Here is a 19,508-nt window from a genome sequence, read left to right on the forward strand (position 1 = left end):
GGCAAAAGATGATAGAGAAATTTATCAGTGGAATCAAATAGAAAAAAGGGTAACCATGACTAAGAAGAAAAACATCCTGAACGACCAGGATTTCAAACGGATCATCACCCGGATCGCCTATGAAATTATCGAGACCCATAAAGGGGTGCAGAACCTGGCCCTGGTGGGCATCCAGACCCGGGGAGATTATCTGGCCAAACGCCTGGCCGATCAGATCCGGGACATCGAAGGCAGCGACCTTCCCGTGGGCTCAATGGACATCAACATGTACCGGGACGACTGGACCAAAATCAGCCACCAGCCCACGGTGCGCCCCTCAAAAATCCCCTTTTCCGTGGATGACAAAAATATCATCCTGGTGGACGACGTTCTCTACACCGGCAGGACCATCCGGGCGGCCATGGAATCCCTGATGGATTTCGGCCGGCCCGCCCGCATCGAACTGGCCATCCTGGTGGACCGGGGACACAGGGAACTGCCCATCCAGGGCGATTACAAAGGCATCAGTGTCGATACCGACACCACGGACATGATCCATGTCCATGTCAAGGAACACGACGGCGACGATTGTGTATACAAGGAACTGGTTTAACAGGATGAGAGGTAAATGAGCACCCTACTGCATAAAAAATCCGGGCCCCGGGAACTGAAGATCGCCGTAATATCGGTGTCCACCACCCGGAAACTGGAAGAGGACAAAAGCGGATCATGGATCAAAAAACAGGCAAAAAAAGAAGGGCACGAGGTGGTGATCCACCAGGTGGTCACCGACGACATCACCGCCATCACTGAATTGCTCACCCATGTGGTGGACCGGGTCTGTCCCCATGCCGTGATCATGACCGGCGGCACAGGCCTGAGCCCCAAGGATGTCACCATAGAAGCGGTCCGCCCCATGTTTGACAAGGAACTGACCTCCTTCGGGCCGGTGTTTGCCCAGCTCAGCTTTGAAGAGATTGATTCCGCCGCCATCATGTCCCGGGCCACCGCAGGCATTGTCGGACAGACCGTGATTTTCTGCATGCCCGGCAGCATCAAAGCCTGTAAACTGGCATGTAATGCATTGATATTCCCCGAACTGACCCACATCCTCAAACATATAAAGGAATAACACCATGAGCGAACTGACAACCTTCATCGAAGAGTGGAAAGACAACGAGACAAAAACCCGCCAGGCCTTTGTTGAACTGGTGGAACACCTGGAGGCCATGGCCGATACCACCCTGGACTTCAACGCCCGCCCCGGCGTCACCTATTCCCTGCGCCCCCGCCATGCCGCCCAGGACAAACGGCCGCTTTTCGGCATGGTGGACGTCATTGACGACGATCCCAATGAAAGATGGCTCTCGGTCTGCTTTTACGGAGAAATGATCACGGACCCGGACGAAGCAGGTGACATGGTCCCGGAAGGCCTGCTGGGCGAAGATGCCCATTGCTTTGACCTTTACGAGTACGATGCCGACGATATGGCCTATATCAAGGCCCGCCTCACAGAGGCCCATGACAACGCCCCGGAATAGGCCTTAGCCCCCCCAAAACCGGGCCAAATACCGGCCCGGTATTTCTTTACAATTGCCGGTCAGGAACCCATCCGGCCGGTATTCCGCTCCACCCGGATGGCCCTGTCATCGTAAAGGCGCTCCATATAGTAATCTTTGACATTGGTGATTTCCAGATCCGGCAGGCCGTTTTCCCTCAGCCAGGACCGTATTCTGGGAATCTGCGCCGGATCGCAGGCCCGGGCCGTGAAGATCTTGACCCGGATGCCGCTGTCCACCATGCGCCTGACATAGGCCACCATCTCAGGCACCGGGGGGCCGATGCGGTCCAGGGAGGAAGTCGAATCCCAGACCGCCAGGGTACCGTCCAGGTCCACCCCGAACCAGGGGGGACCGGCAATCTCTTGTCTGGAAACGCCGGATTCCGGAACGGCATCCGCCGAGGATCCTGAAAATAGTTTTTTAAAAAAAGCGAACATCAAACGACTTTGTTAGACGGAAAACCGGATATTGAGGATGTCCCCGTCCTGGACCACGTAGTCCTTGCCTTCCACATAGAACTTGCCCGCCTTTTTGAGTTCTGCTTCCGACCCCAATTCCATGAGGTCGTCATACTTAAAGACCTCGGCCCGGATAAATCCCCGCTCCAGGTCCGAATGGATCACACCGGCCGCCGCAGGCGCCTTGGATGCCTCGCGGACCAGCCACTGCCGGACCTCATCTTTGCCCACGGTGAAAAAGGAGATCAGGCTCAGGGACTTGAGGCAAAGCCCGGTGAGGGTTTCAAGGGCTGTGGAGGTGATTCCCATGTCCGCCAGGAATTCCTGTTTTTCCTCTTCGCTGTCCAGCATGGCGATTTCCGACTCCACCTTGGCCGACACCGTCATGGCCTCAATGGAGAGGGCCTCGCAGCTCTCCTTGAATCTTCCCAGGAGTGCATCATCCCCCAGGTCTTCTTCGCCCACATTAACGGCAATAACCATTTTTTTCAGGGTGATAAAGGGATAAGATCGGATCATCTTATCCTCGTCTTCGGTGAGTTCCAGCTGGCGCAGCGGCTTTTCTTCCTCAAGGTGGGCCTGCATCTTCTGCATCAGGGCCAGTTCTTTTTTCTGGTCCTCATCCTTGATTTTTTTGACCATGGCCTCCAGGCGCTCAATACGCTTTTCCACAAAAATCTGGTCATGCATCACCAGTTCGGAGTTGACCATGTTAAAATCCCGCAGGGCATCCACCGAGCCGTCGGCATGGTAAACGGCCTCGTCCTCAAAGGCGCGGACCACATGGCAGACCGCATCCATATCCGCAATATCCTTGAAAATATCACCCTTGGCGATGGTCTCGGCTTCCATCTTGGGCAGAAGCACCAGGTCCAGCCGGGCCCGTACCTCTTTGTTGGGTTCATACATTTTCACCAGGGCATTGAACCTGGAATCCAAAATGTCGGCGGTGCCGGGCACCGGCTTGAATGCCTTTGCCGGATCTGTGATTTCGTTGCCCGTGAGGATTTGAAACAATGTCTTTTTTCCGGTCTGGGGAAGCCCTATGATACCAACCTTCATAATCGTTTTATTTTCCTTAGTTTTTACATTTTAAATTTACTTCATAGGAGAAATAATATATCAAATTTACTTATCAGTAGGACAGTATAAATGCAACTGCAAAGGAGATCCATGGTTGAACGACAATGACTATCACCCGCCCCTGTTATTCGGCAACGGGCACATCCAGACCATCTACCCCGTACTTTTCAGAAAAATAAACGACGTCGGCTACACCCGGGAACGCATCGCCACCCCGGACAATGATTTCCTGGACCTGGACTGGTCCAACATCAACGGCAACCGCCTGGCCGTCATCTCCCACGGCCTGGAAGGCAACACCACCCGCAATTACGTCAAAGGCATGGTGAAGGCCGTGAACCTTGCCGGCTGGGACGCCCTGGCTTGGAATTACCGAGGGTGTTCTGGAGAGCCCAACAGATTGTTGCGCTCCTACCACAACGGGGCCACATCGGATCTATCCCTGGTCATCAACCATGCCGCTGCCACGGGCCGGTACAGGGAAATCGCCCTTATCGGTTTCAGCCTTGGGGGCAACCTCACCCTGGTCCACCTGGGCAGGGATACGGTAAACCCCATTGTCTCCAAAGCCGTGGTTTTCTCTGTTCCCTGCGACCTTGAAGCCAGCGCCGCCGTCCTGGCCAAACCGGCCAACGCGCTTTACATGAAACGTTTCCTGCGCATGCTCCACCAGAAAATCAGGGACAAGATGGCAACCATGCCCCAGGCCATCGACGATTCGGGATACGAAAAAATAAAAAATTTCAAAACATTTGACGACCGGTACACCGCCCCCATCCACGGATTCAAGAATGCAGAGGACTATTGGAGGAAATGCGCGTCCAAACAGTTCATCCCCCATATCAAGGTGCCCACACTCATTGTCAACGCCCAAAACGACCCCTTTCTGCCCAGAGAATGCTTTCCCGTGGCCGAAGCCGAATACAACCCCCATGTCAGCTTGAAGATCACGGGTTCCGGCGGCCATGTCGGCTTTATTGATTTTAACCGCGACGGGCTTTACTGGTCGGAACAGAAGGCCATTGACGTTTTAAACGGCTATCTATAGTTCAATAGAAATACCGGAAAGCAGTTCTGCCGGCAGGATCCGGTCCTTGTTTGCGTCGTAATCAAGGCCGGCGGCATCACAGACAGGATCATGGGGAAAAATGAGAAGGGCACGGGCCTCCATGGCCCTGTCCAGGCACTTTTTCTTCTCGTCCACCAGCCCTTCCGGAAACCGGTCGAACCCCATGGTAATGGGCAGGTTGACCCAGGGATGGGCCGGGATGAGGTCCCCGGTAAAAACAAAGTTGCGGTGACCTATCCGGATCCAGGAAACCAGCATCCCCGGGGTATGGCCGTGGCTTTCGGTAAACTCAATCTCAACCCCGTCCAGGTCCATCCGCTCACCGTCCCGGTACAGGTCCAGCCGGCCTGTCTCTTTCAGCATCCCGGCCAGGCCGGGGATAAAGGAGGCACGGTCCCGGGAATGGGGGGTCATTGCCCGGTGAAAATGTGTCTCTCCCACAATGAGCCGGGCATTGGGGAACAATAATTCAAGGCCCTCCCGGCCAGCCTCCCAGGGTGCCAGCAGGCCGCCGGCATGATCGAAATGAAGGTGGGAGAGGACAATATGACTGATGTCCCTGTGGTCCAGCCCCTTTTCCGCCAGGGCATCCAGCAGGAGATGGCGTGAGTCGGAGATCTGGAACCGCTGCCTCATTTTCGGGTCAAGGTAGGCCCCGGCCCCGGTTTCAAAGAGGATATTATGGGACGGGGTCCTCACCAGCAGGGATTTAGAGGCGATATCAATCATATTCCGTCCGTCTGCCGGCATCCAGGACGCCCACAGCGCCTTGGGGGCGTTGCCGAACATGCTCCCCCCGTCCAGTTTCATTCCATTGCCGCTGAGAACAGTCAGAGTAATGTCAGGCACCGCCGGACTCCTTTAATTTTCGCTTTCACGAATTCACTTTTCTGTCTGGTAGAAATTCCGGGATCAAGGCAGGTTGATCCGGCGTTTGTCCGGATTGGGATGGGGACGGTAAAGCACGGCCACATGCCCGATCATGCCGGCCACATGGCAGGAAACCCGCTTGGAAATTTCTTCCACAAGAGCGGTTTTCACCTCTTTTTCCTTGTTGTCAATGAATTTGATTTTTATGAGTTCCGAAGCCGCCAGGGCGGTGTCGATCTCTTCCATCAGCGCGTCGGTCAGCCCTTTCTGCCCCACAAAGGCAGCCGGGTTCAGGTTATGGGCAAGGCCCCTCAAATGTTTGCGCTGAGATCCTTTTAATTCCATCACGTATTTTATCCTTCACATATCAATTTAAATTCCGGCATCTTATCACAAAACACCCATAAAAAGAATTGCAATTTCACAAAAAACAATGTAGTGGTGCATAGAAACATGTATCTATAAACAGAAACAAGTTCAATTTTCAGAAAGGAAAAGACATGAGGAAACGTTCTGCTGCATTACTGGCCCTGGTATTCATCCTGGCGCTGCCCCAGCTCCTGCTTGCAACGGGAAACAACCATTATACCAACGGCATCGAAGGGATAAAAGGGGGCAGCGTGCCGCCGCCGGGGGTCTACTACAAAATGTACAATGTGTTCTATACGGCCGACAGCTTAATGGATCAAAACGGAAATGACCTGAACAACGGATTTGAGGTTGATGTATTTGCCATGGCCAACCGCTTTGTTTGGGTGACAAAAACAAAAATCCTGGGGGGCGATTACTTCATGGACGCCACCATCCCCTTTGTCTACACCGATTTCAGCATATCCGCCGCCGGAATTTACGATGACGAATTCGGCCTGGGTGATATCTGTATTGAACCCTTCGGTATTGCCTGGCACGGCCCCAGGTTCGATGCTGCCATCAGCCAGGCCGTCTACCTGCCCACCGGCAGCTTTGACCCGGCAGAGCCGGCCTCCCCGGGCAAGGGATTCTGGACCAGCATGACCACCCTGGGCGGCACCCTCTACCTTGACACGGCAAAAACCCTATCCCTTTCCCTCCTCGCCCGGTATGAAATCCACTCGGACCAGGAAGACCGGGACTATACCCCGGGGGACGATTTCCATTTTGAATGGGGCATCGGCAAGGCCTTTGCCAAGGTATGGGAGGCAGGCATCTCAGGCTACTGCCAGTGGCAGGTCTCTGATGATTCCGGCGCTGCCGCGACCAATCCCGGCACCCATGACCAGATATATGCCGCCGGGCCCGAAATCAGCGTATTCATCCCCACTTTCAAAATGTTCCTGTCCCTGCGCTCTTTGTTTGAATTTGAAACCGAAGACCGCTCCGAAGGAAACACAACGGTACTGACCCTTACAAAAATATTCTAAACCGGACAGATTACAGGCCGCCGGTATCTTCAACTTTTGGCCGGGGGCCTGTAATCCGGCAGAATTCGGCCTCCATGTCAATCCGGGCGGCCTTGATTTCCAAAACCGCTTCGTTCAGGGCCAGGCCGGCAGCCTCTGACTTCTGGGCCGGACAGAAATACCAGGTGCAGACAAAGGGGCGCCGGTCCCTTGGCAGCCGGCACCCGGCGGCCCCGAGGTGGGGGCACAGGTCCCCGGACTTGACAATCTGCCGGTCGGGCATCCGGTCCGGGCCGCCATCAGGGCTGAAATACAGATACAGCAGGTCCCTGAAATCATACCAGATAACCGCCCGCTGGCAGCAGTTATCCGTGCAGCCGGGACAGGTCCGGGCGCAGAGACTGTCCAGGTCCCCCGCCATCCGGTGAAACCGCATCTCTATCCTGCGGGCAAGGCTGCGGACCGGCCCCAGGTCATTGTACCTTTTGCTGTCAATGTATCCGAGAAAGTCCAACGCGGCTTTGAATTCCGCCCCGGATTGCCAGGGGATATTAAGACCTCCCATCCGCCGCCCCACAGTCATTTACAAAAGCCCTGAAAGGTCAAAGCTTTCGCTCCGGTTCATGGTTACAATAAACCGTTTGAGCAGTTCCAGGTCAAAGCAATGGGCCATGCCCTTATCCCTGAGGGTCACCCGGGCCTTGACCCGCTTGGCGGCCTCCGCCTCAAGCATCTCCCGCTCCCTCAGACGGCGCAGCTTTGCCTCGTAGTCATCCCGGACCACCGTTTCCACCGGCGGCCGCCGGTTCTCCCGGACCTCGTCCTCAAATTGCTTCAAAGTCTCCAGGTAGGGATTTTCCCCTGCCATGATTTTCAACGCCTCAAAAGGGGTTTTGGCCGCTTTATATGAGCGCTTTGAGGTCAGGGCATCAAAGACATCAACGATGTGGCAAATCTTGGCCATGATGGGGATATCATCGCCTGAAAGGCCGCAGGGATAGCCGCTGCCGTCCTCATTCTCATGGTGGTAAAGAATGGTCTGCACGGCCCGCCGGGACAGGGGACTGTCAAAAAGCAGGCCGGCCCCATAGGCGGAATGGGACTGCATGAGAACATATTCCAGGTTATCCAGGCGGCCGGGTTTATTGATCACATTTCCCGGTATCTTGGTTTTACCCAGGTCATGGAGAAAGCCCGCCACCGTGGCTTCCGTTATTAAATCCTGCATCTGTCCGGCATCAGGGTTTCCAAAAAGCGCCGGGTTGGCATTGATGAATACGGCGGTGAGCCACCCCACCTTGATGGAATGGGTATGGGTGTCGTAATCATGGTTGATGAGTCCGGCGATCCCGTTGAGGGATTTGATATCGGCAATAAAATGAAGGGCTCTGGACACCAGCTTCTCCACATTCTGAACCATGCTTTCCAGGTCCTCTTTTGAGGCGAACTGCCGGCTGAACGCCTCCTTGATCACCTCGGAAGAAGTGGCCACCAGGGTTTCGGTCTTCTGTTTGACGCTGATCTGTCCATGGTCCAGAATGAATTCAAGATTTTTCCTCAGATAGGCTCTGTAGGCCTCCGCCTCCCGCCGGTGGATGTAGACGACATCCCAGTTTCCGATCAACGCCAGCAGCCGTTCCCTTTCAATGGACCGGGTGTTCATGAGCAGGCACCGGAACCGGTACTGCCCTTTTTTATGGGCCTGGCGTTCAAACAGGGAAAACTCCGCAAGGGACTCGGGATTAATGGACAGGGGATCAATGGTAAAAAAGGAACTGCCGTCATCAAAATATTCGGTTGCCAATCCCAACGAAATATACTCCTTTTCCGGTCCCAGGACCCTGCGAATTTATAATTAAAGAATAAAGATAATAAAATTATTACCAGACCCTAGCCGTTGTGTAAAGCAGGATTACTTTTGGCCATACGCATAACAGGCCGGCACATCTGTTTTTCGTGTGGACTCCCCTCCGGAAAAACGCTAAAATTCCATATACATTTCCAATGAATGAGGTGAACAAATGATGAAGGCAAACGATAGGGGCCTGTCCACCTCCGGGGTGCAGATCATGCCGTCCATGGACGGCGAAATACCGCCGGAGGGAAACACAGCCCCCCATGAGAAACCCGGCTATATTCTCTGCTCCTGGGTAACCGGCTTTTTAGAGACACCGGCGGGACCCGTCCCCCGGGTCGCCACCGCCATGGGCCCCGCAGACAGGCGCGCCACGGTCCGGGTCCGGTGCGGCATCGGCCGGCACAATTACACCGTAGCGCCCGGGCTGTACGCCGTGGGCCGGCCGGGATCGGATTCAGACGTTCTGGTGACGGCCAATTTCAAGCTGACATTTGACCACCTGAGAAAACATCTTTCAGGAATCAGCGCCTGGATACTGGTACTGGACACCAGGGGCATCAACGTCTGGTGTGCTGCCGGAAAAGGCACCTTCGGCACCGGCGAACTGGTATCCCGAATCAAAAGCGCCGGCCTTGAAAAAGCAGTGGGTCACAAACGCCTCATTCTCCCCCAGCTGGGCGCCACAGGCATCTCGGCAAGGGAGGTGAAAAGGCTGTCAGGTTTCAGGGTGATCTACGGACCGGTCCGGGCCTCGGATCTGCCCCGGTTTCTGGCAAACGGTAAAAAGGCGGAGCCGGCCATGCGCCAGGTCACCTTTAACTTCAGGGAACGGCTGGTGCTCACCCCGGTGGAGGTGCAAATCGCCTTAAAGCCGGCCCTGGCTGCGGCCCTGGTCATCTTTGTACTGTCCGGCCTGGGGCCGGGCATATTTTCCCTGGATGCGGCCTGGACAAGGGGGTGGGACGCCATTGGCGCCCTGGCAGCGGGCATGGTCTCCGGTGCGGTTATCACCCCGGCCCTGCTCCCCTTTATTCCTGTACGGGAATTCGCCCTCAAAGGGATCATCACCGGCAGCATCACCGCAGCCCTGCTCCTTTTGTTCGTGCCCGGGACAGGTATTGCCCCGGCAGTTGCCTTATTTTTATTCACCCTCATGGTCAGCTCATTTATGGCCATGAATTTCACCGGCACCACCCCCTTCACCTCCCCTTCGGGGGTTGAAAAAGAGATGAAACGGTATCTCCCGGTCCAGATGGCCAGCCTGCTGCTGTCCACGGGGCTCTGGATTTACGCGGGATTTTAACGGGAGAAAGGAATGAAAGATTTCAGATATTACGAAGACGTGGCCACCCTGGTCCTGGACCGGGACAAATGCGTGGGCTGTACCCTGTGCACCCAGGTCTGCCCCCACCGGGTACTTGAAATGGACGTGGACAACAGGGCCCGCATCGCAGACCTCAACGGCTGCATGGAGTGCGGGGCCTGTGTGACCAACTGCCCCTCCGGGGCCCTGGCCGTCAGCCCCGGGGTGGGCTGAGCCGCCTATATTATCCAGGTCTGGATAAAAGGAAAAGAAAACGCCTCCTGCGGCTGCTGCTAACGGAAAACTAACCGTCTGAAAAGACATCAAAATTTAATTTGTTTTTTCCTTGACACCCGATTCCAATTATGTTTTAGGTATGAAAACATTTAAAGGATCTAATCAAAAGAAGATTTTTATGAATACCCGCAAAGCAGACAGATTTTATTTTTATTTTTGGTATTTTTTTTATACCGGCCTGCCTGCGTTGCGCTGATAGTTTAATAACCCCCAAAAGCCGCAGGCAGCAACCGCCTGCGGCTTTTTTTATTTAAAGTTTCAGGCAAAAAAACTTGCAAAAGGAAAACAGCCATGAAACAGACCTTCGATGTCAACGTTAAGTCGTTCAAACCCCTGACTCCCCCGGCAGCCGTAAAAGAGGAACTGCCCGTAACCGATCCGGCTGCCAACACCGTCATCCAGGGCCGCAAGGATGTGGAGAACATCCTCAAGGGTGATGACAAGCGCCTCCTGGTCATTGCCGGCCCCTGCTCCATCCACGATACCGAGGCCGCCATGGAGTATGCCCAAAGGATGAACACCCTGAGGGAAGAGGTGAAGGATAAAATCAACCTGATCATGCGGGTATACTTTGAAAAACCCCGGACCACTGTGGGCTGGAAAGGCCTGATCAACGACCCCTTTCTTGACGCCTCCTATAACATGGACCAAGGACTGCGCCGGGCGCGTTCCCTGCTCATCGACATCAACGAAATGGGCCTGCCCGCCGCCACTGAAATTCTGGATTCAATTACCCCCCAGTATATTGCAGGGCTGTTGACCTGGGTGGCCATCGGCGCCCGGACCACGGAATCCCAGACCCACCGCGAAATGGCCTCGGGCCTTTCCATGCCCGTCGGATTCAAAAACGGCACCGACGGCAGCCTCACCGCCGCCATCAACGCCACCCTTGCGGCCAAAGCCCCCCAGCATTTTCTGGGCATCGATCCCGACGGCAAATCCGCCGTGGTCTCCACCACAGGCAATGCATACGGCCACATCGTGCTCCGGGGCGGCCCCACCCCCAACTACGATCCGGTCTCCGTCGGCAAGGCCCAGGACCGGCTCCGGGAAAAAGAGCTTCTGGATGCCGTCATCGTTGACTGCTCCCACGACAACTCCGGACAGAAGTACAAGGGCCAGTCCTTTGTATTCAAAAGCGCCGTGGACCAGCGCCTGGACGGAAATGACAGGATCGTGGGGCTGATGCTGGAAAGCAACCTTTTTGAGGGCAACCAGAAATGCAGATGCAACGGTGATGCCGGCTGCCTCAAATACGGGATTTCCATCACCGACGAATGCATCTCCTGGGAAACCACCGAAAGCCTTATCCGCTGCGCCTACGGCAAGCTTTAATCCCCTTTGGGAGAGAGGCAGGGGCACTCGATACGGAAGGTGGTGCCCCTGCCCGGCAGGGAATCCACACGGATCTCGCCCTTGTGCTGGGCCACGATATTGTGGGTGATAAACAGTCCGAAACCCGTTCCTTTGGTGCTTTTGGAGGAGTAAAAAAGGTCAAAGATCTTTTCCCGGGTTTCCATGTCCATGCCGCAGCCGTTGTCCCGGATCCATATGGAGAGCCGGCTGTTTTTTTCTTCTATGCCTAGTTCAATGAGGTTGCCTTCTTTCTCCTTCTCATCCACACAGGCGTCGATGGCATTATCCAGGATGTTGATGAGGGCGGACATCATGGATTCCGGGTCGATATCCATGGTCTCCGGGGCCTGGCTGGTATGGAGTTCAAACCGGATGGGCCGGGTACCTATTTTCATGGCCATGGACCGGGAAATATCTTCGGTGAATGCTGACACAGACACCGGCGCGATTTTAAGCTTGCGCTCTTTGGAATACAGGAGGACATCCAGGATGAGTTTTTTGATGCGGTCCACGGCCTGCTCCAGCAATTCCAGGCCCTCCTCCGCCTCCCCGGTTTTCCCCCGCTTCAAGGCGGACCGGGCCAGGTAAAGGCCGCCATCCAGGTTGGTCAGCCCCCCTTTGATATCGTGGGAGATGGTGCCCATCATCAGCCCCAGGGAAGTCAGGTGGCCCGTAAGCTTGGACTTTTCAAGGACCAGGCGCTCCAGGCGGTGTGTATAGTCCATCAGTTGCTGCCGGGCAATGATCTTCTCCACGGCCCTGGCCACGGAATGGGTCAGAATGTCCACATTCACCGGCTTGGTAATGAAATCCATGGCCCCGAAATGCAGGCTGGAGATGGTCAGGGCCATATCCCCGTGGCCGGTGATCATAATCACTTCGGTATCCGGCCAGGCCTGTTTGATCTGCTTAAGCAGTTCCACCCCGCCCATCACCGGCATTTTGATATCCGTCACCACAATATGGGGATGTTTTTTATCGAAAACCGCCATGGCCTGCTGTCCGTTTTCGGCCAGCAGTACAGTATAGCCTTCGTCCATGAGGGCGATTTCAAGGACCTCACGGATATCGGCCTCGTCATCCACAACCAGCACAGTAAACGCTCGTTTATTCATGCGCCCTCCTCTCCCAAGGCCGCAGCCCTAGGTATAGACAATTTTATCCTCCAGGTTCCGGGGAACCGGAAAACTGATGACAAACACCGCCCCTTCCCCCTTTTTCTTCCTGCCCGTCCGTATGCTGCCCCCGCAATCCTTGATGATTCCGTAACTGATGGACAGTCCCAACCCCGTTCCCTTGCCCACTTCCTTGGTGGTGAAAAAGGGTTCAAACAGCCGTTCTTCCACTGCCTCCGGAATGCCGGGCCCCGTATCCTTCACCTCAATGACCAGGGAGCCTGCAGCCCCTTCATCGCCCTCCCCCCGTACCCGGGTTTCAATGGTGATGGCATCCCCGTCGCCGGATGATTGTCCGTGTGTTGCCCACTTTGCCTCGATGGCATCCCGGGCATTCATGATCAAATTGATGAACACCTGTTCCAACCGGTCCGGATCCCCAAGGATCAGGGGCAGGTCCTCTTTTTTCTCCCACCCCACATCTATGCCGTGGATTTTCAACTGCTGGTTGAACATTTCAAATGTCCGCTGAAGCACATCGTTGATCTGTACCGGCACCAGCCGCACCTCGGATTTTCTTGCAAACTGGCGCATATGGTGGATGATCTTCTCGGCCCGGTCCACGTTGGCATCGATCTTTGACATGAGATTGGCCAGGATTCCCCACTCCAATTCCTCTTTCTGCCGGATTTTTTTCAGGCAGAAGGAGGAGGAGGATTTAATCACGGACAGGGGCTGGTTCAGCTCATGGGCGATGCCGGTGGACATCTCCCCCAGGGTGGCCATCTTGCTGGCATGGAGAAGATGCTGCTCGGTCTCCAGCCGCTGGGTGATGTCGTTGACGGTGATGAGAAATACTCTTTTACCTGAATACTCGGAGGGGGAGACCCACATATCCACATCAATGACCTGTCCCCGGGCATTCACATGTTTCACCTTGGATATCTCCTGCCGGCTTCTGACCCGCGCCTCCAGGCTGTGCCGTTCCTCCGGCCTGAAAAACTGTGAAAAGGGACGGTTCAGGAAGGCGGATTTCCGCGCCCCGTAGACTTCCACCGCCTTAATATTGCAGTCCAGGATCCTGAAATCATCCCGCCGGACCACAAACACGGGATTATGGATATTATTGAATATGGCATGGTATTTTTCTTCGGACCGCTGAAGATCCCTTTCCAGCCGCCGCCGGCGGGTAATATCGATACTCATTTCCATGGCGGCCGTGATATTCCCGGCCTGGTCCCGTACCGGAGCGGTGATGAAAATCCAGTGGGTGGATTCACCGTCCCGGCCCATGCCTTCGGCCTCCCCGTAGTGCGAACGGCCGTCCCTGAAGGTCTTTTCCACGGGGCAGTCTTCGCATTTTTCATCCCTGCCCTTGTAGGCATGGTAGCAAAGAGACCCGGGTTTGGGATCGAACCGTTCCTTGAATACCCGGTTGTACCGGAGCAGCCGGTAATTCTTATCCTGGATCGCAATCATGCAGGGGGCCTTGTCAAAAAGATCCTGGTACTCGTCCTTTTGTTTTCTCAGTTCGGCCTGGTTATGGCCGATTTCATGGCCCATCTGCTCAATGGCCCGTCCCAATTGGTCGATCTCGTAATCCCTGCCCGTTTTAATGCGCACATCATAATCGCCCTTGGCAATCTGCCTTGTGCCGTCAATAAGGCGGATAATGGGTTTTTTCACAAACTGCAGAATGGAGAAAAAAAGAATCACAGAAATGGTCAGGATGGTAAACAGGGTCAAAAGAATACTCCCCCGTTCCATTTTCAGGGCCTGGCGGTGGGCCCCTTCCAGGGAGACCACCACATCCAGGGTCCCCAGGATCCTCTGGTGCTCGGGGTGAAAATGGCAGTCCCCGGAGGCACATCCCGGTTCGTTGCAGATCGGCTGGACAACCCCCATCTGGCGGGTGCCGTCGGGGGCCTGGAAATACCGCACCCGCTCTTCCAAGGAAATCCGGTCCGGCGGCGAGTCATATTTGTGGCAGATATCGCAGGCCACGGCCTTAATATCCACGATCTCGTCGATTTCATCACCGTGGTTGGTGAACTTGATCTGGCCGTCCTTATTATAAATCCGGATATTCTCAATGCCGGGCTGGGAGGCGATATTATTGATAATCTGGGTGATGTCGTCCCGGGAGTTGAGCATCATGGCGTAATGGGTGCCCAGCTTGATTGAATTGCTCAGCCGGTCCGTGCTGGCCGTGAGGGTCTTCATGTTCTGGGCCTTGAGGTTGGTAATATTCACCCAGGCCCAGGCGGAAATCGACAGGACCACGGTGAGCCCCACGATGATGACCAGCTTGGAAACCAAACTGTACCGGATATATGTCCAGAACCGGTTCATTCCCCTCCTTGAAATCCTAAAGTGTTAATGCCCGGTTATCACTGAGGTTAAGGTCCAGGCCCAGGACCTCCCGGGAGAGCCCCATGGCCCGTCCCAAAAACTGGGGCAGGTAAAGCACGGGAATATCCCGGGTCCCCCCGCAGGTCTCCAGGTTCATCTGGCACATGGGGCAGACCGTGACAATGCAGTCCGCCCCCCGGGCCGCATCCAGTATATTTCCCACCAGGAAACGGCCGGCCTCTGGCTTGGTGGTGGCATTGGAGGCCCCGCAGCATTGCCCCCCCATCTCCCAGTCCAGGACCCGGGCGCCGGCCGCCTGGATCATGGCATCCATGGACCGGGGCCGTTCCGGGTTGTCAAACACTTGATAAGGCCGCAGACACTGGCATCCATAGTAAGGGGCGACCACCATGCCTTCCATGGATTTGGAAAACATGCCGGGCACCCAGTCCACATCCCTGGAGAGCACATCCAGCAGATGGCGTACGGCCACCGGCACCTCCCCGTTTAAATCCTCCCGGGACAGGGCATGGCCGATGAGTTTCCTTTTTTCCTTATCTGAAGCCAGGGTCTCCCGGGCCGCTTTCAGATTCAGGTAACAGGCGGAACAGGGGACCAGAATATCCTGGTTCTCCCCGGTTTTGCCGGCCAATGCCAGATTCCGGGCGGCAAGGGCCAGTGCGATGTCGGTATCCACAGCCTGGGCCGCCGTGGCCCCGCAGCAGGTCCAGTCCTCAATCTCAACAAGTTGGGCCCCAAGCCCGTCCATCAGCGCCCGCACCGAAAAATCATACTCCTTTGCCGTCCCTGTGAGGGAGCAGCCCGGGTAATACAGATAGGATTTCATCCATCCCTCCTTTCCCGGACCGCCTCAAACAGGCCGTCCAGCTTGCCGGGCCCCTGGCCGGGCATCTGGGGATGTATCTTCCCCCGTTTCATCAGGGCCAGCCCCAGGGGGGTGTACGCAATGGGCGTGACAGGATTTTTCAGGCCCAAAAAATACCGTCCCATCAATTCCATCTCCCTGACCCGGCCGTACTGCCGGACATTGTCCAGGAAAAGCCGGTAAAACAGATCGGATTTTTTTGAGGTCTGCAGATTCAACCGCGCCCCGATCTGCTTGAGTTCGGCCACGGCAGCGGTGAGCGCCAGCCCCCTGGGGCAGCGCAGGGTGCACCAATAGCAGGCCGAACACATGGTGAAGCTTTGGCTGGTAAACAGGTCTGCCGACCGGTCCGTCAGCACCAGCCGCCACATCTGCCTGGGGGTCAGGTCCATGAAGTGAACATTGGGACAGGAGGCGGAGCAGGTGCCGCACTGGATACAGGTTTTCACCATCCCCTTTACCCTGTCCAGGGCCCGGATGACACCGGGTGAATTGATATCTTCTTTTTGGGAAACGGACATGGGTGTTCTCCTTATTTTCAATTTGCCAATACGCTGTCAATCACATCCAGGTAATGGGATTTCCCATCCACCCGGGCGGCCTTGCTGGGACAGACGGCGGCACATATGCCGCAGCCCTGGCAGGCCTGACCGTCCACCGCAATGGTTCCGGATTCCTCATCCAGAGTCCTGGCGTTAAAGGGGCAGGCCGGAATGCATGTCAGGCAGAGGCTGCAATAGGCCGTTTTCACCCGGGCCGCCGCGCCCTGTTCAACTCCCGACAGCACCCCCACGGCCCGGACGGCGGCGGCCAGGGCCGTGGCCCGGGCCAGGTCTATGTCACAGGGTTTCAGGGCCAGGCCGCAGCCCAGGACCCGGGGATGGCGGGCATCCACCGGCCGCCATTTGGAATCCGCTGCCCTGAAAAATCCGAAATCATCCCGCTCTGCCGTAAACATCCGGGCCAACTCCCGGGGCAGTACCGGCACCACCCCCACCGCCGTGACCACGGCATCGGCCTTGATCTCCACCCCCCGGTCCAGGACCGGGTCATGGCAGGCCACCCGGCAGGGTTCGCCCTGGGCCGTTCTTATCTCAGGCGGCTGTCCGGCCTGGTAGGGGATAAAAATAACACCGGCTTCCCTGGCCCGGGTATAAAACGCCTCCAGCCCGCCCGGGGTCATCATGTCCCTGTACAGAACATAGATTGCGATGCCGGGATTCTTCTCCTTGAGGAAAAGGGCCTGGGCCAGGGCCCTTGGGCAGCAGACCCTTGAACAATAATTTTTGTCCGCCTCCCGGCAGTTCCGGCACTGGATCATAACCAGGGAGGAGAGGGCCGCAGGATCGAGTTCCCCGGCATCCAGCCCGGCCTGGAAATCCTTCTGGGTATAGACCCCGGGACCGGATTCACCGGCATCGGCCTCCTTTCCCCCGGTGGCCAGCACCACCACCCCGTGGTCCACCCGGATACGCTCCGGCACCCCGTTTTCCCCGGACCGTTCTACCATTGTGTGCCACCGCCCGGGCAGCCCGTCGGCCCGGGACACCCTGGCTGACAGGTGGACATTGATCCGGTCATGGGCCGATACCCCCTCAACCAGTCCGGCAAGCAGGCCGGCGGTCTCCTTTCCTTCAATGGTATGTTTGATCCAGGAAAGATTCCCCCCCAAAGTCCCGCTTTTTTCCACCAGGTCCACCCCGAACCCGGCACCGGCAATGGCCATGGCGGCGGTCATTCCGGCAACGCCGCCCCCCACCACCAGGGCCCGGTTGACCTCCCGGGCAGGCCCAGGCGGACGGGGAAGGGCCGCCTTGAGCCCCGATACTGCCCGGCCCACTGCCCGGGCCAGCAACCCGTCCAGCACGGTTATGGCGTCAGCGGACAACCGGGTTTCATTGCCGCTGTATAATTTTCCGGCCAGGCCCAGGATATCCACAGGCCGGACCAGGCGTGCCGGGATATCCAGGGCGGCAGCCGCCTCAGTCAGCTTTTCCCTGCCGGTACACCCAGGACATCCAGCGAGCACCAGGCGGTTGCAGTCCGAGGCACCCAGGATCTCCAGGGCCTTTTCCCAGCCTTCTGGGGTGCACAGATCATCCACCACCGCCGGTAAGGCAACCTGGGGATCAGGTGACAGCCCGTCCAGATTAATTTTACCGTTCAACTGCCTGCTGCAGGGACAGATCAGCACCTGTATTTGGGGCGCGGCCATATCAAGCCCGTTGCTTTCCGGCGCCTCCCGGCGGCGCGAATCCCCCGGTCCATCCATGGTCCGGGCCGCTGCCATGGCTGCCGCCGCCCCGAGGGTCACCGTGGTTTCGATATCCTTGAACCCGGTGAGGCCGCCGGTGGTAAATATCCCCGGCTGAGAGGTCCCGTGGGGGACAAACTCAGGAGGACGGACAAATCCCCAGTCGTCGGTCTCAAGCCCCAAGGCCTCAATCATTGTCCCGGCTCCGGGACTCAGCGCCTGGCCCACGGCCAGGACCACCATATCAAAAGGCTCTTCACTAACCTGGCCCGCTCTGGAAAGGTAACGCAGGGACAGGGGCCCGCTGCCGGAGGGATTGGGTACAATGGAATGGATCCTTGAACGGACAAACGCCACCCCGGCGGTTTCTGCCCCGGCCCGGTATGCGTCAAACTCCTTGCCAGGGGTTCTTAAATCCATATAAAACACAGCGGCCCGGTCCAGATCCGGCAGATTCTCTTTTGCCAGCAGGGCCTGCTTGATGGAAATCATGCAGCAGGCCGAAGAGCAGAACCCGCGGCTTCTGTCCCGGGATCCCACGCACTGAAGCCAGGCGATACGGCGGACCCCGTCCATGCCGCCGGGGCCTGCCGGGCTCAGGCGCCGCTCAAATTCCAATGCCGTCACCACATTGGGAATCCGGCCGTACCCGTAGATATCCTTTTCCCTGTCCGGCATATAAAATCCCGTGCCCGTTGCCAGGATCACGGCCGCCACCTCCTCTTTCACCGCCGTGCCGGCCTTGAATTCCCCATAGATTTTCTCCACCAGTTCAATCACCGTCTCCGGTTCAAAGGGTTTGGTCACATAATCCAAAGCCCCCTGTTTCATGGCGTTCACCGCCGAATCCACCTCTGCATAGGCCGTCATCATGATCACGGTGATACCGGGCAGCCGCTCCTTGGCACGGGCCAGCAGTTCCACCCCGTCCATGCCCGGCATCTTGATGTCCGTGAGCAGCACCTCAAACTCCCGGGTTTCCATCAATTCCAGGGCCTCTTTCCCGGAGGCTGCCGTCTCCACACCAAAGCCCTCAAGCCCCAGCCACTCCTTCATGGAATCCCGAATAATGGCCTCGTCATCCACCACAAGTATCTTAAAGGCCGCCCGGTCCGAAGGGCTCAGGGTGATGGCACCGGTGGGACAGGCGGTCACGCACTCCCCGCACCGGGTGCAGGTCGCCGGATCAATGGCCCAGGCATTGGGAAAGGACTGGGGACATGGCCGGGCCACGGCTTTTTTCATTGCCAGCCCCGCATTAAACGGATCCGGCACCTCCACGGGGCAGACCTGTTCACAGATTCCGCATCCCATACATTTTTCCTGGTCCACCAGGGGAGCGGCCTGCTCCAGTGAGGCGGTAAAGGCCCCGGCCTCCCCCGAAAGATTCATTAGGGCGGTGGACAGCCGCAGATCGATGTTTTCATGGGAAAGCCCCCGGCGGAGGCAGTGCTGGCTTCCCTTATCCCGGTCGGCCATGGGCAGCATCCGGCAGAACCCGCAGGCTGTGGTGGGAAACTGGAGGTCCAGCTGGGAAATCAGCCCGCCTGTGTGGTCCGACCCCTCGGCCAGAATCACCTGATATCCCGCCCGGGCAAGATCCAGTGACGCCTGGATGCCGCCGGCCCCGGCGCCCACAACCAGTGTTTTGCCTTTTAGCTGATCTGTCATGTCAACCTCCTTTATG

Annotated in this window: 19 protein-coding genes; 8 read left to right on the top strand and 11 right to left on the bottom strand. The window is 56.8% G+C overall.

The window, feature by feature from the left end:
* Positions 1-55 precede the first annotated feature (55 nt).
* The 3 genes from pyrR to HUN04_09220 are packed head-to-tail and all read left to right on the top strand — an operon-like array spanning position 56 to position 1,520.
* On the top strand, positions 56-592 hold the full coding sequence (gene pyrR / locus HUN04_09210) for a bifunctional pyr operon transcriptional regulator/uracil phosphoribosyltransferase PyrR (GenBank protein WDP89877.1): 537 nt from the start codon (positions 56-58) through the stop codon (positions 590-592).
* 15 nt (positions 593-607) lie between these two features.
* Entirely contained in the window at positions 608-1,111 is a 504-nt protein-coding gene (locus HUN04_09215; GenBank protein WDP89878.1) for a molybdenum cofactor biosynthesis protein MoaB, read from the top strand.
* 4 nt (positions 1,112-1,115) lie between these two features.
* Positions 1,116-1,520: a hypothetical protein gene (locus tag HUN04_09220; GenBank protein WDP89879.1), complete on the top strand. Its 405-nt coding sequence runs from the start codon at positions 1,116-1,118 to the stop codon at positions 1,518-1,520.
* A gap of 59 nt (positions 1,521-1,579) precedes the next feature.
* Here the strand turns inward: HUN04_09220 and HUN04_09225 are convergent, their stop codons facing one another.
* Positions 1,580-1,900 (bottom strand): hypothetical protein, encoded by a 321-nt coding sequence (locus tag HUN04_09225; GenBank protein WDP93228.1) that lies wholly within the window; start codon positions 1,898-1,900, stop codon positions 1,580-1,582.
* Positions 1,901-1,990: 90 nt separating this feature from the next.
* Complete coding sequence (gene ychF, locus HUN04_09230; protein WDP89880.1) at positions 1,991-3,061, bottom strand: redox-regulated ATPase YchF; 1,071 nt, start codon at positions 3,059-3,061, stop codon at positions 1,991-1,993.
* Between the two features lie 115 nt (positions 3,062-3,176).
* Between ychF and HUN04_09235 the strand changes: the two genes are divergently transcribed.
* Entirely contained in the window at positions 3,177-4,130 is a 954-nt protein-coding gene (locus HUN04_09235; GenBank protein ID WDP89881.1) for an alpha/beta fold hydrolase, read from the top strand.
* Here the strand turns inward: HUN04_09235 and HUN04_09240 are convergent.
* Both HUN04_09240 and yhbY read right to left on the bottom strand, forming a co-directional pair.
* Complete coding sequence (locus HUN04_09240) at positions 4,125-4,961, bottom strand: MBL fold metallo-hydrolase (protein ID WDP93229.1); 837 nt, start codon at positions 4,959-4,961, stop codon at positions 4,125-4,127. The two genes, HUN04_09235 and HUN04_09240, sit on opposite strands and share 6 nt — an antisense overlap.
* 102 nt (positions 4,962-5,063) lie before the next feature.
* A complete protein-coding gene (yhbY, locus tag HUN04_09245) occupies positions 5,064-5,369 on the bottom strand; it encodes a ribosome assembly RNA-binding protein YhbY (GenBank protein ID WDP89882.1) in 306 nt (101 codons plus the stop codon).
* 152 nt (positions 5,370-5,521) lie between these two features.
* On the opposite strand from yhbY, the gene HUN04_09250 reads away from it, so the two are divergent.
* Positions 5,522-6,421, top strand: a complete 900-nt coding sequence (locus tag HUN04_09250) for a transporter (protein ID WDP89883.1) — start codon at positions 5,522-5,524, stop codon at positions 6,419-6,421.
* A gap of 10 nt (positions 6,422-6,431) precedes the next feature.
* Here HUN04_09250 and HUN04_09255 read toward each other — a convergent pair whose 3' ends face one another.
* A complete protein-coding gene (locus HUN04_09255; protein ID WDP89884.1) occupies positions 6,432-6,965 on the bottom strand; it encodes a hypothetical protein in 534 nt (177 codons plus the stop codon).
* Positions 6,966-6,983: 18 nt separating this feature from the next.
* Complete coding sequence (locus HUN04_09260) at positions 6,984-8,210, bottom strand: HD domain-containing protein (protein WDP89885.1); 1,227 nt, start codon at positions 8,208-8,210, stop codon at positions 6,984-6,986.
* Between the two features lie 268 nt (positions 8,211-8,478).
* Here HUN04_09260 and HUN04_09265 point away from each other — a divergent pair, with 268 nt between their 5' ends.
* From HUN04_09265 to HUN04_09275, 3 genes are all read left to right on the top strand, one after another.
* On the top strand, positions 8,479-9,561 hold the full coding sequence (locus HUN04_09265; protein WDP93230.1) for a hypothetical protein: 1,083 nt from the start codon (positions 8,479-8,481) through the stop codon (positions 9,559-9,561).
* A gap of 12 nt (positions 9,562-9,573) precedes the next feature.
* On the top strand, positions 9,574-9,795 hold the full coding sequence (locus tag HUN04_09270; GenBank protein ID WDP89886.1) for a 4Fe-4S binding protein: 222 nt from the start codon (positions 9,574-9,576) through the stop codon (positions 9,793-9,795).
* A gap of 354 nt (positions 9,796-10,149) precedes the next feature.
* Complete coding sequence (locus HUN04_09275; protein WDP89887.1) at positions 10,150-11,193, top strand: 3-deoxy-7-phosphoheptulonate synthase; 1,044 nt, start codon at positions 10,150-10,152, stop codon at positions 11,191-11,193.
* Here HUN04_09275 and HUN04_09280 read toward each other — a convergent pair.
* Genes HUN04_09280 through HUN04_09300 form a run of 5 tightly spaced genes read right to left on the bottom strand, consistent with a single transcriptional unit; the run spans position 11,190 to position 19,492 of the window.
* Complete coding sequence (locus tag HUN04_09280) at positions 11,190-12,329, bottom strand: response regulator (GenBank protein WDP89888.1); 1,140 nt, start codon at positions 12,327-12,329, stop codon at positions 11,190-11,192. The genes HUN04_09275 and HUN04_09280 overlap by 4 nt on opposite strands.
* Positions 12,330-12,356: 27 nt before the next feature.
* Complete coding sequence (locus tag HUN04_09285) at positions 12,357-14,681, bottom strand: PAS domain S-box protein (GenBank protein WDP89889.1); 2,325 nt, start codon at positions 14,679-14,681, stop codon at positions 12,357-12,359.
* Between the two features lie 16 nt (positions 14,682-14,697).
* Positions 14,698-15,528: a disulfide reductase gene (locus tag HUN04_09290; GenBank protein WDP89890.1), complete on the bottom strand. Its 831-nt coding sequence runs from the start codon at positions 15,526-15,528 to the stop codon at positions 14,698-14,700.
* Positions 15,525-16,088, bottom strand: coding sequence for a 4Fe-4S dicluster domain-containing protein (locus tag HUN04_09295; protein ID WDP89891.1), 564 nt, complete (start codon positions 16,086-16,088; stop codon positions 15,525-15,527). The genes HUN04_09290 and HUN04_09295 overlap by 4 nt, the downstream gene beginning before the upstream one ends.
* Positions 16,089-16,105: 17 nt before the next feature.
* Positions 16,106-19,492: a response regulator gene (locus HUN04_09300; protein ID WDP89892.1), complete on the bottom strand. Its 3,387-nt coding sequence runs from the start codon at positions 19,490-19,492 to the stop codon at positions 16,106-16,108.
* Between the last annotated feature and the right edge of the window lie 16 nt (positions 19,493-19,508).

Source organism: Desulfobacter sp. (assembly GCA_028768525.1).
GTDB lineage: Bacteria > Desulfobacterota > Desulfobacteria > Desulfobacterales > Desulfobacteraceae > Desulfobacter.